At 31.5% G+C, this 15,522-nt stretch carries 15 protein-coding genes; 8 read left to right on the top strand and 7 right to left on the bottom strand.

Annotated elements, in window-relative coordinates; genetic code table 11:
* Positions 1-4 precede the first annotated feature (4 nt).
* On the top strand, positions 5-766 hold the full coding sequence (locus IFB02_RS06000; RefSeq protein ID WP_106688183.1) for a UDP-2,3-diacylglucosamine diphosphatase: 762 nt from the start codon (positions 5-7) through the stop codon (positions 764-766).
* On the opposite strand, the gene IFB02_RS05995 is transcribed toward IFB02_RS06000, so the two are convergent.
* The 5 genes from IFB02_RS05995 to IFB02_RS05975 are packed head-to-tail and all read right to left on the bottom strand — an operon-like array spanning position 756 to position 5,231.
* A complete protein-coding gene (locus IFB02_RS05995; protein ID WP_106688150.1) occupies positions 756-1,091 on the bottom strand; it encodes a hypothetical protein in 336 nt (111 codons plus the stop codon). The two genes, IFB02_RS06000 and IFB02_RS05995, sit on opposite strands and share 11 nt — an antisense overlap.
* Positions 1,092-1,105: 14 nt before the next feature.
* The gene (locus tag IFB02_RS05990; RefSeq protein WP_106688149.1) at positions 1,106-1,753 is read right to left on the bottom strand and encodes a peptidoglycan-binding domain-containing protein; all 648 of its coding nucleotides are present in this window, start codon (positions 1,751-1,753) and stop codon (positions 1,106-1,108) included.
* 53 nt (positions 1,754-1,806) lie between these two features.
* The gene (locus IFB02_RS05985) at positions 1,807-3,069 is read right to left on the bottom strand and encodes an MFS transporter (RefSeq protein WP_106688148.1); all 1,263 of its coding nucleotides are present in this window, start codon (positions 3,067-3,069) and stop codon (positions 1,807-1,809) included.
* Position 3,070: 1 nt separating this feature from the next.
* The gene (recJ, locus tag IFB02_RS05980; protein ID WP_191073120.1) at positions 3,071-4,759 is read right to left on the bottom strand and encodes a single-stranded-DNA-specific exonuclease RecJ; all 1,689 of its coding nucleotides are present in this window, start codon (positions 4,757-4,759) and stop codon (positions 3,071-3,073) included.
* 52 nt (positions 4,760-4,811) lie between these two features.
* On the bottom strand, positions 4,812-5,231 hold the full coding sequence (locus IFB02_RS05975) for an OsmC family protein (protein WP_106688146.1): 420 nt from the start codon (positions 5,229-5,231) through the stop codon (positions 4,812-4,814).
* A 60-nt stretch (positions 5,232-5,291) separates the two neighbouring features.
* On the opposite strand from IFB02_RS05975, the gene IFB02_RS05970 reads away from it, so the two are divergent.
* Positions 5,292-5,882, top strand: coding sequence for a carboxymuconolactone decarboxylase family protein (locus IFB02_RS05970; RefSeq protein ID WP_106688145.1), 591 nt, complete (start codon positions 5,292-5,294; stop codon positions 5,880-5,882).
* A 51-nt stretch (positions 5,883-5,933) separates the two neighbouring features.
* On the opposite strand, the gene rsmI is transcribed toward IFB02_RS05970, so the two are convergent.
* Positions 5,934-6,605, bottom strand: coding sequence for a 16S rRNA (cytidine(1402)-2'-O)-methyltransferase (gene rsmI / locus IFB02_RS05965; protein WP_106688144.1), 672 nt, complete (start codon positions 6,603-6,605; stop codon positions 5,934-5,936).
* 94 nt (positions 6,606-6,699) lie between these two features.
* Between rsmI and IFB02_RS05960 the strand changes: the two genes are divergently transcribed.
* Positions 6,700-10,098, top strand: a complete 3,399-nt coding sequence (locus tag IFB02_RS05960) for a DUF7933 domain-containing protein (RefSeq protein WP_106688143.1) — start codon at positions 6,700-6,702, stop codon at positions 10,096-10,098.
* On the opposite strand, the gene IFB02_RS05955 is transcribed toward IFB02_RS05960, so the two are convergent.
* Positions 10,099-10,833, bottom strand: a complete 735-nt coding sequence (locus IFB02_RS05955; RefSeq protein ID WP_106688142.1) for a hypothetical protein — start codon at positions 10,831-10,833, stop codon at positions 10,099-10,101. It lies immediately after the preceding gene.
* Positions 10,834-10,950: 117 nt separating this feature from the next.
* Between IFB02_RS05955 and IFB02_RS05950 the strand changes: the two genes are divergently transcribed.
* The 5 genes from IFB02_RS05950 to IFB02_RS05930 all read left to right on the top strand — a co-directional run bounded on the left by IFB02_RS05950 (position 10,951) and on the right by IFB02_RS05930 (position 15,518).
* Entirely contained in the window at positions 10,951-11,589 is a 639-nt protein-coding gene (locus IFB02_RS05950) for a thymidine kinase (protein ID WP_106688141.1), read from the top strand.
* Positions 11,589-12,695, top strand: a complete 1,107-nt coding sequence (gene alr, locus IFB02_RS05945) for an alanine racemase (protein WP_106688140.1) — start codon at positions 11,589-11,591, stop codon at positions 12,693-12,695. Before IFB02_RS05950 ends, alr begins: the two co-directional genes overlap by 1 nt.
* Before the next feature lie 96 nt (positions 12,696-12,791).
* Positions 12,792-13,199 carry a large conductance mechanosensitive channel protein MscL gene (gene mscL / locus IFB02_RS05940; RefSeq protein WP_106688139.1) on the top strand — a complete coding sequence of 136 codons (408 nt, stop codon included), beginning with the start codon at positions 12,792-12,794 and terminating at the stop codon, positions 13,197-13,199.
* A 150-nt stretch (positions 13,200-13,349) separates the two neighbouring features.
* Complete coding sequence (locus IFB02_RS05935) at positions 13,350-14,339, top strand: aspartate-semialdehyde dehydrogenase (RefSeq protein ID WP_106688138.1); 990 nt, start codon at positions 13,350-13,352, stop codon at positions 14,337-14,339.
* A gap of 96 nt (positions 14,340-14,435) precedes the next feature.
* The gene (locus IFB02_RS05930; protein WP_106688137.1) at positions 14,436-15,518 is read left to right on the top strand and encodes a hypothetical protein; all 1,083 of its coding nucleotides are present in this window, start codon (positions 14,436-14,438) and stop codon (positions 15,516-15,518) included.
* Positions 15,519-15,522 lie beyond the last annotated feature (4 nt).

Here is a 15,522-nt window from a genome sequence, read left to right as displayed (position 1 = left end):
TAACATACACGTACCTAACGGAAAGAAAATATACTTTGCATCAGACAACCATCTTGGTGCGCCAACCAAAGCAGCATCTTTACCTAGAGAGAAAAAATTTGTGGCTTGGTTAGATGAAGTAAAACAAGATGCAGCTGCTATTTTTTTATTAGGCGATTTATTTGATTTTTGGATGGAATATCGCAATGTTGTACCAAAAGGCTTCACAAGAACATTGGGTAAATTAGCCGAAATTACAGATTCTGGAATTCCTATTTACTTCTTTGTTGGTAATCACGATTTATGGATGAATGGTTATTTTGAAGAAGAATTAAATATACCTGTTTACCATAAACCACAAGAATTTACCTTTAATAACACATCTTTTTTTATAGGTCATGGCGACGGATTAGGACCTGGTGATAAAGGGTATAAACGCATGAAGAAATTGTTTACCAATCCTATTTCTAAATGGATGTTTCAACGATTGTTACATCCGGATTTTGCAATGCGTTTAGGTAATTATTTATCGGTAAAAAACAAGCTTATTTCTGGTGATGATGACGCTAAGTTTTTAGGCGAAGACAATGAATGGTTGGTACAATATTGCAAAAGAAAACTGGAAGACAAACACCGCGATTATTTTGTATTTGGTCACAGACATTTACCTTTAAATATTGACCTGACCCAAAACTCTAAATACATCAATCTTGGCGATTGGATACAATATTATACTTATGGTGTTTTTGATGGTAAAAAAATGGAGCTTAAAACGTTTAAGTCATAATAAAATTAAAAAACAGAGCTAAAAGGAATATTATAGCTATAAAAACAAAAGCTATAATTAAGTATAGTTTTACCATCTTACTTTGATCATTGAAATCTGAAACCAAATTTGATTCTACAGTGGCAACAATTTCATTGTTTATGATAATATTATCAACTTTTTTATGATCAGAATCAAGAAATACAAATCTTACTTTATCACCAAAATATTCATTTTCGACATAATAGTTTATTTCTTTTTTATCTAATTCAGATTCAAATAATATCTTATCCTTAAAAGAAATCATTAACTTATAATGATTTTCAATATTATCTTCTGTCTTCATTTTAAACTAAAAAACTAATCCAATAATGCGTCTAAAGTCAAAACATCTAGATTACCATCTGGAAAAAGATTGCGTTTCTTTTCAAATTCTATTATGGCATTTCTGGTAATTGTATGATAAACACCATCTAATTCTAAATCAAATCCTTTTTTAACTAACAGCTTTTGTACTTCGTAAATAAAAGCACTTTTTTCGCCTAATCTAACTTTAGGATTTGCTGCATACATGCTTTTTATTTTAGATTTAAAAATAGCATTACTATCAGGTTTTGTATTATTCCCTTCAAGTTTCAACTTAATTAAATCGTTTGTTAATCCTTCTTCTTTTAATTGTTTAGAGGCTTCTAACTTAGCTTCGTAATACTTAACTTTTGCTAACTTTTTTCGATATTCGTTAACTAAAAATGTTGTAGATTCATCGTCATCTTCTGGAGATTTTACATTAATTTCATTTACATTCCATTGCATGTTAGTAAAACCATTTAAAGCTTGTACTGCTTCAAAATAACCATAAACTACATCTTGATTATAATACTCTAAATCAATTTTTTCACTTGATTTATAATTAAAGTTATCTGGATGAAAACGTTGATATTCTTTATACTGGTTGTAAGCAAAAATTAATACGATAATGACAATTAAAGCGATGATTAGTTTTTTCATAAATCAAAAAGATTAGCTTGCGAATTTCAAATATAAAAGAAATTTAAATTGAATTACACGTTGTGATCTTCAATATCTTCAGTAAGATCTAATTCTCTTAGCGTTTTATTTTTGGCTCCAATAGCAACAACAGTAACTAAAGTCATTATTCCGCCAAAAATAACAGCGACAGAAGGACCTAAAATTTTTGCAGCCAAACCGCTTTCAAAAGCACCAAGCTCGTTAGACGATCCAACAAACATACTATTTACAGACGCAACACGACCACGCATATGATCTGGCGTTTTTAACTGCAAAATAGTTTGTCTAATTACCATAGAAACACCATCTGTAACTCCAGAAAAGAATAGCGCTAACACGCTTAACCAAAATAATTTTGAAGCTCCAAATACGATAATACAAATACCAAAACCAAAAATTGAAATTAATAATTTTTTACCTGCATTTTTATTAACTGGTAAATAGGTAGTAATAAACATAGTTAAAATACTTCCGATAGAAATAGAAGCATTAAGCACACCAAATCCTTTAGAACCAACTTCTAAAATATCTTGCGCAAAAACCGACAATAGTGCTACTGTACCGCCAAATAAAACGGCAATCATATCTAAAGTTAGCGCACCTAAAATGGCTTTATTACTAAACACAAATTGTAAACCAACCTTTAAACTTTTTCCAACAGACTCGCCAATATTTGGGTTTAAAATAGGTTTCTTTTTAATCTTGAAAGTAATTAGTAATGCAAACGTAACTAGAGCAAAAACAATACAAAGTGTTTTATCAACACCTATCCAATCTATTGAAAATCCTGCAAATAATGCTCCGGTTACGGTAGCTGCTTTCCATGTGCTACTACTCCAAGTTGCTGCATTTGGGTAGATTTTTTTGGGAACAATAAGCGCAATTAATGAAAAGATGGTTGGTCCAAAAAACGAGCGTAAAAATCCGCCAAAAAACACCAAAGCATAAATACAGTATAAAATGTTTTGGGTTTTCCAATCGCTAACCACTTTATCCCAAGTCAATAAAAACAAGCCTAAACTAATTAATGAAAATGCAGCAATACAAATAGCTAGCAAGTTTCGTTTTTCTTTTTGATCTACAATATGTCCTGCAAAAAGCGCCATAGTAAAGGCTGGAATAATCTCCATAAGTCCAATAAGACCTAAGTATAACGGATCTTTTGTTAAAGAATACACTTCCCATTCTATCACAATAAATTGCATAGACCAACCAAAAACTAAGGCAAATCTTAACAATAAAAAGATGTTGAATTCTTTAATGCGAAGTGCTGCGTATGGATCGTTTTTTTGCATGCTATCCTTTTATATCTCTAATTTTAAGTTGAAGCGATACGTTACCTTGCCAATGGTTTTCGTCTACAGAATATACAGCGCTAAACGGTTGTTTGTTTTTAATAAGCTCTAGTTTTTCACCTAAATTAAATCCTATGCATACAAATTGTTTACCCGATTGTGTTGCTGTAAATCTTAAATGTTTATCATCTTCTCCAACACATTTACCATAACCTGTATCTTTTAGATTATCGGTCATAAAAATTGGTGTCATATTTCCTGGTCCAAATGGTGCAAATTGCTTGATTATTCGCCAAAATTTTTCATCAATTTCAGCTAAATCAATTTGCATATCTACTTTTATTTCTGGCGTTAGTAGGTTTTTATCTATGGTTTTAGAAACCTCATCTTCAAAAGCTTGTTTAAACGCTTCGTAGTTTTCTTCTTTAAGGGTTAATCCTGCTGCGTATTTATGTCCACCAAATTGCTCGATATGCTCAGCGCAACCTTGTAACGCATTATACACATCAAATCCAGAAACCGATCTAGCAGAAGCTGCTAACTTTTCGCCACTTTTTGTAAATACTAAGGTTGGTCTGTAATAGGTTTCGATTAAACGAGACGCCACAATACCAATCACACCTTTGTGCCAATGGTCTTGATATACTACAGTTGTTAAACGGTTTTCTTCATTTTCAGACTTTATTAACTCTAAAGCTTCTTGAGTTATACTTTGGTCTGCTTCTCTCCTATCGGTATTAAATGCTTCAATCTCTTCAGCATATTGTATGGCTGTTTGCAAATTGTTTTCGGTTAAAAGATCTACAGCATATTGCCCATGTTTCATTCTACCTGCAGCATTAATACGTGGCGCGATGATAAAAACTACGTCGGTTATAGTTAATGAATCCTTTTTTATCTGATTAATTATGGCTTTAAAACCTGCACGAGGTTGCGTATTTATAACCTGTAAACCAAAGTAAGCTAACACTCTGTTTTCGCCTGTAATCGGGACAATATCTGCACCAATTGCTGTGGCAACTAAATCTAAATATGGGATTAAATCGTTTAAAGTTTCGTCAAAATTGTCAGCTAAAGCTTGTATTAATTTAAAACCTACGCCGCAACCACAAAGTTCTTTGTATGGATACGTACAATCTTCTTGTTTTGGGTCTAAAACCGCTACAGCATTTGGTACTTGATTACCTGGTCTATGGTGATCGCAAATAATAAAATCTATACCTTTTTCTTTAGCATAGTCTATTTTATCTATTGCTTTAATACCGCAGTCTAATGCAACGATTAAACTGAAATCATTATCGTCTGCAAAATCAATTCCTTTGTAAGAAACGCCATAACCTTCATCATACCTATCCGGAATATAAGTTGCGACATTTGCAGTTTTGGTCTTTAAATAGGAAGACATTAACGCTACCGAAGTTGTTCCGTCCACATCATAATCGCCATATACCAATATATTTTCTCCGTCTTCAATCGCTTTCAAAATTCTAATCACTGCTTTGTCCATATCTTTCATTAAATATGGATTGTGAAGATGCTCTAAACTAGGTCTAAAAAAGTGTTTAGCGTCTTCAAAAGTTTCTATACCGCGTTGCACTAAAAGCGTTGCAATTGCTTCATCTACATTTAAAGATTGTTGCAGTTGTTTGACAATTTCTGGGTTTGGTTTTGGCTTTAATGTCCAACGCATAGTGGAAGTGAAAAGTGTCTTAAATATTTAAAGTGACTAAAGTTGAAAATGATTATTTGTTGTGAAATTTAATATCTGTTTTTACGTCGGCAAATTGTCTAAACATTTCCATGACGCCGCAATATTTTTCGACAGACAATTGTACTGCTCGATTAATTTTTTCTTCGTTTAAATCGGTTCCTGTAAAGTGATAGGTTACCCAAACGGTTTTGTAATATTTTGGATGTTCTTCGGTTAACTCGCCTTCAACTTCCATTTTAAAATCGTCAACCTCAATTTTCATTTTTTCTAAAATTGAAACAACGTCTAAGCCAGAGCAACCGGCTAAAGAAGATAACATCATTGCTTTTGGTGATAGTCCTTGGCGTTCTTTCCCTTCAACAATTGTGTCCATTAAAACATGATGATTACTTGGGTTATCAGAGTCGAATAGCATTCCGCCTTTCCATGTTGTTGTGATTTTATGTGTCATAATTGCGAATTTTTTTGTTTATTGAAATACCAAAATTACACTAATAAAATAAGAAAACCGATGCCTTTAGTAAATCCTTTACACGCTGATCATGATATTGAGACCAAAGAACTAGCCGACTTTTTTAATGAAACACTTGGCTTTTGCCCAAATTCGGTTTTAACCATGCAACACAGACCGGCAATAAGTAAAGCGTTTATTAATTTGAATAAAGCAGTAATGGCTAATGAAGGTAAAGTGACTTCTGCTTTAAAGCGCATGATTGCTTGGGTTAGCAGTAATGCAACAGGTTGTAGATATTGTCAAGCTCATGCCATTAGAGCTGCCGAACGTTATGGAGCAGAACAAGAACAATTAGACCATATTTGGGACTATAAAACGCATCCTGCTTTTAGTGATGCCGAACGTGCTGCGTTAGATTTTAGTTTAGCCGCAAGTCAAATACCAAATGCGGTTGATGAGACTATTAAAACCGAATTATACAAATATTGGAATGAAGGTGAAATTGTAGAAATGCTTGGCGTAATTAGCCTTTTTGGTTATTTAAACCGTTGGAATGATAGCATGGCAACCACCTTAGAAGATGATGCTATTGATAGCGGAAACCAGTATTTAGGCAAACATGGTTTTGAGGTTGGGAAACACGTTTAAATAGTTAACGGTTTTCAGTTGCAGTAGGCAGTATGTGAAAATAACAAGGTTTTACTTCTTCCCACCAACACAAATAACAATTTCGCCTTTTGGTGGTTTATTAGTATAATATTCTAAAACTTCTTTGGCTGTACCGCGTATAGTTTCTTCATACAATTTGGTAAGTTCTCTAGAGACTGAAACTGGTCTGTCTTCACCAAAATACTCACAAAAATTAGTTAATGTTTTTATTAGTTTATGCGGACTTTCATAAAATATGATGGTTCTGGTTTCTTCAGCTAAAAATAAAAATCGGGTTTGTCTTCCTTTTTTAACGGGTAAAAATCCTTCAAAAACAAACTTGTCGTTTGGCAAACCACTATTAACTAATGCTGGGACAAATGCTGTTGCGCCAGGAAGACATTCTACTTCAATATTATTTTCAATACATGCTCTTGTTAGTAAAAATCCTGGATCGGAAATTGCTGGTGTACCTGCATCACTAATCAAAGCAATGGTTGTGCCTGCTTTTAATTTTTGTACCAAACTTTCAACCGTTTTATGCTCGTTATGCATATGGTGACTTTGCATTGGTGTACTAATTTCAAAATGCTTTAATAATTTACCTGATGTACGAGTATCTTCAGCTAAAATTAAATCAGATTCTTTTAAAACTTCAATCGCTCTAAAAGTGATATCTTTTAAGTTTCCTATTGGCGTTGGTACAATGTATAGTTTGCTCATTATAATTTGAAATAGTATTCAAATTTACAACCTTTTAACATATTACGAAGCAACCATTAACTATTTTAGACATCTATTAATAAACCAACCATTAATGAAAAAATCACTTTTATTTCTTTTGTTTTATTTTCTAATTTCAACTATTAAGTCTCAAACAACAGATTTATCTATTGTTGTTGAGGCACAAAATTTATCAGGAAATCCAATTTCTCAAATATCAATAAATCAAGAATTTCAATATATAGTTACAATTATAAATGGTGGTAACGCTGTAAATAATGCTTCATTTTCTCAAACCTTAAATTCTGAATTAACCATATTAAGTGCGCAAAGTCAAAATCAAACTGGAAGTGCAAGTGCTATAGATCCTATAAATATATCTGGAACCGTAATTGATGGTACTATTGCAAGTATGCCTTCAAATTCTAGCGTACAAATTAAAGTAATTGTTAAAGCTCCTTTAACTCCTGGTGGAATAGCAACTAATGCAACTGTTTTTGCTCCAGATGGAACTACAGATAATGAAAGCTCTAATAATCAATCAATAATATCAATAGATGTAGTAGATGTTCCTATAGATTTTACTGTTGATTATAATCAGATTAATCCTGCTTTAGGTACTGGTATTAGTGCTTGGAATGAAACTGTGACTTACCAACTTACTATTACCAATAATAGTAATATAGATTTTCCTATAAATAATTTTTCTCAAATTTTTAATCTTGATTCTAACATATTATATGGTAGACCAAGAATAGAACTTGAATCTATAAGTTGTATTGGTGGCACCAATGGATTAACTTGCCCTACAACGCTTAATGTTATAGATAATAGCATACAAATAGTGTCTTCTACATCTGTCATGTTAACTGTGGATCAATCAATTAATTTTCCATCAGGATCATCTTTAACATTTGAAATTGAAATTAACTTTTTAGATCCTTTATGCGGTACCGATTTACAGCAAATAAGTGTGTCTAGTTATTCTGAAATATTTTTAAATCACGACAATGAATCTTCTAATAGTTCGGTTGCAATTAATACACCATTACTATACTCTTTTGCTTGTCCTGAGGCAGATTTATGCATAAGCTCTACACAAATTAGCCCTAATCCAACTCAAACAGTTAATTGGGGAGAAATAGTTACTTTTAATACAACGGTTTGTAATTCTGGTCCTGACGATGTTTACATGAGGTTTTTTTTACAAAATTTAAGTGTAAACTTAATTTGGGACCTAATTTCTATAACTTGTACTAACACCAGTGGAAATATTACATGTACAGATTTTACTCTAACTAATCAAGATCAATTCTGGGAAAGTAATGTGTTTTTATTACCTGCCAATACTACTATTGATATAGAAACAGAATTTTTATATTTAGAGTCTGACGATTGTACTCAAACCATAGAAAATAATAGTTTAGGACATGTAAGAAGTGGTGTTAATTTAATTGAAACTTTTGTCGTAGATCCTAATATAAGCAACAATGCCGAAAGTGATTTTGTTTTATTACCACCTTTAGATGTATGTCAAGCAGAAGATTATGTAAATCTAAGCATAACCAAAACACAAATAAGCCCAATATTACCTGAAGGTAGTACACAAGACAACACAACTTCTTGGGGAGAAGTTACCTATCTAATTACTGCTAGTAACACAAGTGACCAAGATGCGCCAGTTCAGATAATAGATTTTATGCCAAATGGTGAAAATATAAATACAGAAGCAAGTCTAGTTTCTGTTAATTGTATCTCTACTACAGGTAACGCTACTTGCATTTCTATTCCTAATGCCAATATAGATGTGGTACTTGATGGATTACCTGACGGAAGTACTCCTGATATTTTTTGGGAAATTACACCTGAAGACAATTACATCTTACCTACTCAAAGCTCTGTAACGTTTGAAGTAGTAGTTAATTGGATGCCACAATGTGCGCCTGTGTTTATTAAAGCTACAAATAGCGTTTCAATAAATAACTTAGATAATGTTTTAGATAATAACGAGAGCGACAATATAGCTACTGTTAATACTTATTTTGCAACTTGCGTAGATTTAATTGTGCAAACTTATCCAGAATATACTTCTGTAGGAGTAGATAATGGTTTTAATTGGATTGTAGATATTACCAATAGTAATACCAGTAGTAATGCTGTAAATATTGATTTTACAAATATTTTAGGAAATCAATTTACAATCTCTGGATCGCCTACTTGTAATATAATTTCTGGTAATTCTTCGTGTATAAATAGTTTTAATATTGTAGGTAACACAATCACTGGTAATATTGCAAGTATAGATTCTGGAGCTAATATACAGATAATTATACCTGTAAATTCTCCAGGATTTGGAGGCGCATTTACTAATACTGCACAAGCAATACCTAATGGAAATGATAATGAAGAGCTTACTCCAGAAACTAACATATCAATTAGCAATGTTCAAGTTTTAGCACCAACATTAGATAAAATGTTTTCTCCTAATCAAATTACAGAAGGCGAACATTCTAATTTAATTTTCACTATTAGTAACCTATCAGGAAATCCAGAACAAAATAATATTGATTTTATAGATAATTTACCTTTAGGAGTAACCATTTCTGGCCCAATAAATTGGGTTAATTCTAATGGTTGTACCGCAACATTTAATTCTGCAATTGGAGGCAATTCGGTTGAAGTGACGAACTTACACTTTCCAAATGGTGTGTCAAATTGTAGCTTTTCTGTTGAAGTAACCTCAGTCATTCCTGGTTTTTACGAAAACAATAATTCTAATTTTAGTGATCAAAATAATATTGATAGTTCTTTGGCTTTAGCTACACTAACAGTAATTGAAGACACATCAAACGTGGATATAGAAATTTTAAAGACTGTAATTCCGGAAGAAACTGCAATTAACAGTATTGTAGCTTATACCATCAAAGCTACAAATATTGGATCTACAACTGCAACTAATATTCAAGTTGAAGATGTTTTACCTAGTGGACTAATGTTTGTTAACGCATCTACATCTTTAGGTGTTTTTGATAATCCTACAATGACTTGGTATATAAACACTTTACAACCTAATCAATCTGAAGAACTTGTAATAGAAGCGCAAGTAATTTCTACAAATAATTTATTAAATACTGCAGTTTTAAATCATGTGGACCAAGTAGATAGAGATCTTACAAATAATGAAGATAATGCAGAATTACAAGTAAATAATTGCCTTAAGATACCTAACGGATTTTCACCAAATCTTGACACTTTAAATGATACTTTTATAATTCCTTGTATCGAAGATTATCCAAACAACGAATTAAAAATCTATAATAGATATGGTACTTTAGTTTACAATAAAACAAATTATCATAATCAATGGGACGGAAAACCAAATACTGGATTATTTAATCAAAACAAAGTTTTACCTGTTGGAACCTATTTTTATATTTTTAGAATAAACTCTAATCCAACACCTTTAGTAGGTTATATATATTTAAATTACTAATTATTGATCAAATCTTGCTTCAACAATTTGCATAAATCTTGCTTCATAATCTTCTTTGCCTTCCCAATTATTATAATCTGGTTTTACAACATTGCGTATTAAATGTGTGGCTTCTGTAAGATCAGTAGTTGTATTTAATTGGGATAACACACGGTTATAATCTTCGGTACTACCGTCAAATAAATGTTTGATAAATGCTAGTTTATCATTCAAACCAATATTTAATCCGTTATTAAATTTATCGTTTAAGCTTTTCTTTTCGGTTGTTTTTACTTCAGAAATTGGTTCAAAAACAGGCATTTTATCAAATCCAGCTGTTATCTCTTCAAAATCATTTTTATGGTACTCTTTTTTTGGCAACACTTCATTAATAAGCTCGTCTACTTTTTGAGACTCTTGAGGCATTTGAGCAACCATATCTTTAATTTTTTCCATTAAAGGCTCTGTGATTTCGTCTTCTTCTACATCATCAAGATTTATATATATTTTATCATCTACTTCTATATTATCACTAATCTTATTATTAAAAGCTGTATCTAACATTCCAAAAAATGAAGAGTCGTTACCAATAGTTGGCATATCATCTTCAAAATTTTCGTTTGCAAATTTTAAAACCGTTAATTTTTCATAAAGTGCAGCAACTTCGGCATGCATTTTATTTACATCTTCTTTTCCTCCAAGTTTTAAAATTCTATGTGCAATACTTATTAATTCAGACTCTAACTTCTTCTTCATAATTTAATTTTTTATAATTTTTAAATTTAATATAAGTTGCCTTTTGATTTTTAATAAATTTGAGCCACCTTTATAAACAAACGAGTACCTAACTCATTTTAGTGTTAAAATTACAAAATGTTTCTTGAAAATACAGTAAATCAAAAAGAACAATTTGGATGGATTGAAGTCATCTGCGGATCTATGTTTTCTGGTAAGACAGAAGAGTTAATAAGAAGACTTAAACGTGCCAAATTTGCAAAACAAAAAGTAGAAATCTTTAAACCTGCTATAGATGTACGCTATGACGAAGAAATGGTGGTATCACATGACGCTAACGAGATTAGATCTACGCCTGTTCCTGCTGCTGCAAATATCCCAATACTTGCAGATAATTGTGATGTAGTTGGTATTGATGAAGCTCAGTTTTTTGATGACGAAATTGTAAAAGTTTGTAACGACCTTGCTAATAAAGGTATAAGAGTAATCGTCGCTGGATTAGATATGGATTTTAAAGGTAATCCGTTTGGTCCAATGCCTAATTTAATGGCAACAGCAGAGTATGTAACAAAAGTACACGCCGTTTGTACTAGAACCGGTAATTTGGCACAATACAGTTTTAGAAAATCTACAAACGACAATTTAGTTTTATTAGGAGAAACCGAAGAGTACGAACCATTAAGTCGTGCTGCCTATTACAAAGCTACAATGCGTGAAAAAATAAAAAACATAAAGGTTAACGATGCCCAACAACTTGAGGCTAAACCTAAAGAATAATGACAACTACTAAAGAAACTGTTTTAGAAATAGACTTAAAAGCTCTAAAACATAATTTTGAATTTTTAAAATCCAAAATTAATCCAAACACAAAATTTTTAGCAGTTGTAAAAGCATTTGCCTACGGTAGCGACGCTGCAATTGTAGCTAACTATTTACAAGAATTAGATGTAGATTATTTTGCAGTTGCTTATACCAGCGAAGGTGTTACCTTAAGAAACGCTGGTGTTACAAAACCCATTTTAGTACTACATCCACAACCAGTAAATTTTGACACTATTATAGAGCGATGTTTAGAACCAAGTATGTATTCTAACCGCGTTTTAGATTTATTTATTGCTTGCGCAGAAAAACACAAACAAACCAATTACCCAGTACACATAAAATTTAATACTGGACTAAATAGAATTGGTTTTACAAAAGAAGACATAGATCCTATTTTACAAAAATTAGACACAACAAATAGTGTAAAAGTAAGCTCTCTTTTTTCTCATTTAGCAGCAAGTGAAGATTTAAATGAAAAAGAATTTACTATAAACCAAATAAACACATTTAAAAACATTGCTAAACAATTTAATTCTAAATTAAACTATACAGCATTTTTACACATGTGTAATACTTCTGGAATATTAAACTATCCGGAAGCACATTTTGATATGGTAAGAAGCGGTATTGGTATTTATGGATTTGGTAATAGCAAAACATTAAACAAGCATTTTAAACCAATTGCAACTTTAAAAAGTACAATTTCACAAATACACCAATTAAATACAGGTGATAGTTTAGGATATAATAGAGGCTTTAATGCAACGCAAAACACAAAAACAGCAACCATACCAATTGGTCATGCAGATGGAATAAAAAGACAATATGGTAAAGGTAATGGCTTTGTTATAATCAATAACCAAAAAGCTAACATAATTGGCAATGTATGTATGGATATGATAATGGTTGATGTAACAAATATTACCTGTAAAGAAGGAGATGAAGTTATTATTTTTGACCAAAATAATAATGCTGAAAATTTAGCCGAAACAGTGCAATCTATATCCTACGAATTAATCACAGCGATATCTCAACGTATAAAACGTACAGTTCATCGATAATTTTTACTTTTTATAGGTTTAAAAAATCGGAGTTTGTTAAAATTTTAACTAAATTCAATTTCAAATTAAAATTAACTAACATTAAAATTTAAGATTATGCTTAAAGAATTTAAGAATTTTATCATGACAGGTAATGTCATAGATTTAGCTGTAGCAGTAATTCTTGCAGGTGCTGTAGGAATGGTTGTAAATGGATTTGTATCTGATATCATGATGCCAATAGTTGGTCATTTTGCAGGAGGAATGAATTTTGAAGATTTAAAATTAGTATTATCTCCAGCAGTAGTAGATGCAGAAGGAACCGTAACAACTCCAGAAAATGCAATCTTATATGGTAAGTGGATCAATGCAATTATTAACTTAATTACAGTAGGATTTGTTTTATTTATGATTGTAAAAGCATACAATAAAACTAAAAAACCAAAAGAAGAAGCTCCAGCTGCACCAGCAGGACCATCTGAAATTGATTTATTAAAAGAAATAAGAGATGCTTTAAAGAAGTAATCTTAAATTTAAATAAATTTTAAAAAATCAGGAGTTATTTTTAATTCCTGATTTTTTTTATGGCAATTTTTAAGAAATTTTTATCCATAAAAAAGGTTACAAATAACCTAAATACGCTAATTTTATTGCAAAATTTTAATACCATAAAAAATGAAAGTAGCAGTAGTTGGAGCAACAGGAATGGTTGGCGAAGTCATGTTAAAAGTACTTGCACAACGTAATTTTCCAGTAACAGAACTTATACCAGTAGCATCACAAAGATCTGTTGGCAAAACCATAACTTACAACAATAAAGATTACAAAGTTGTAAGCTTAGAAGACGCTGTAAACTCCAAACCAGATATTGCATTATTTTCTGCTGGAGGAAACACATCTTTAGAATGGGCTCCAAAATTTGCAGAAGCAGGTACAACCGTAGTAGATAACTCTTCTGCATGGCGTATGGATGAAACTAAAAAATTAATAGTTCCAGAAATTAATGCTACGCAATTAACTAAAGAAGACAAAATAATTGCAAATCCTAATTGCTCAACCATTCAACTTGTAATGTGTTTAGCACCATTACATAAAAAATATAAAATGAAGCGTGTCGTTGTTTCTACCTACCAATCCGTTTCTGGTACTGGTGTTAAAGCGGTACAACAATTAGAAAATGAAATCGCAGGTGTAAAAGGCGAAATGGCATATCCTTACCCAATTGGTAGAAATGCATTACCACATTGTGATGTCTTTGAAGAAAGTGGTTATACAAAAGAAGAAATGAAGCTTGCTCGCGAACCTCAAAAAATCTTAGACGATCGTACATTTTCTGTAACAGCAACAGCAGTAAGAATACCTACATCTGGTGGACATAGCGAAGCTGTTAACGTAGAATTTGAAAATGATTTTGATATAAATGAAATAAGAGAAATATTAGCCGCTACTCCAGGTGTAATTGTTCAAGATAATACTGCAACAAACACATATCCTATGCCTATTTACGCACATGATAAAGACGAAGTTTTTGTAGGTCGTATTAGACGTGACTTAACACAACCAAATACACTAAACATGTGGATAGTAAGTGATAATTTACGTAAAGGTGCTGCAACTAACACTATCCAGATTGCAGAATATTTAAAGGAAAACAATTTAATTTAAAAGATTACAACTGTAATTAGCTAAAATTCATCTATTAAGCTTTACAAGGTGTTAAAAAAATTAATATCTTGTAAAGCTATTAATCATTCCAAATAGATGAAAAAACAACTACTCTATCAATCACTACTTTTAATTTTATTAATTGCTGCTTGCTCTTCAAAAGAAGATTATATAGCTGTTCCAGAAAACCCAGAATCTTCAGTTAATTTTGATCCTAACACAGCACCTTTTCAGCAATTATCTCAATATAATTTCTTCCAAGGAGAACTTAAAAATTTAGATCCTGTAGATGGTGTCATTCCTTACGAGCCTATAAACACTTTGTTTACAGATTACGCGCATAAAAAACGCTTTATATGGATGCCAAATAATACCTCAGCAACATATGTAAATGATTACAGTATTTTAAATTTCCCAATAGGAACCGTTTTAATTAAAAACTTTTATTACGATACCGTACAACCAGATAATACAACACGTATTATCGAAACTCGTTTAATGTACAATACTTCAGAAGGTTGGAAATTTGCAGAATATATTTGGAATAATTCTCAAACCGAAGCTGTATTAAATATGAATGGTAGCACTACAGATATTAGTTTTACAGAAAATGGAGAAACAAAAAATATAACCTATAGAATACCATCTGAAGCAGAGTGTTTTACATGTCACAAAAATGGTGTAAATGCTGTTCCTATTGCTCTTAAACCGCAAAATATTAATAGTAATTATAATTATTCCGATGGATCTAATAATCAATTATCAAAATGGGTAGAATTAGGTTACTTATCAGGTAACATACCTACAAACATAGATACTGTTGTAGATTGGGAAGATGCTTCTCAAGACATTACCCAAAGAATAAGAGGTTATTTAGATATTAATTGCGCTCATTGTCATTCAGATAATAAGCATTGTGATTACAGACCAATAAGGTTAGCTTATGGTGATTATACAGACGAATCTAGTTTAGGTGCTTGTGTAACTCCAGACACACAAATTTCGCCATATACAGATATAATTGTTCCAAACAACATCTCTAGATCTGTAATGCATTTTAGATTAAGTACAAATCAAGAAGAGTATAGAATGCCTCTTTTAGGAAGAACAATTGTACACGAAGAAGGTGTTCAGTTATTAGAAGAATGGATAACTTCACTAACCATATCATGCAACTAAACAA

Source organism: Mesoflavibacter profundi (genome assembly GCF_014764305.1).
GTDB lineage: Bacteria > Bacteroidota > Bacteroidia > Flavobacteriales > Flavobacteriaceae > Mesoflavibacter > Mesoflavibacter profundi.
This window is presented reverse-complemented; position numbering and strand designations above follow the sequence as displayed.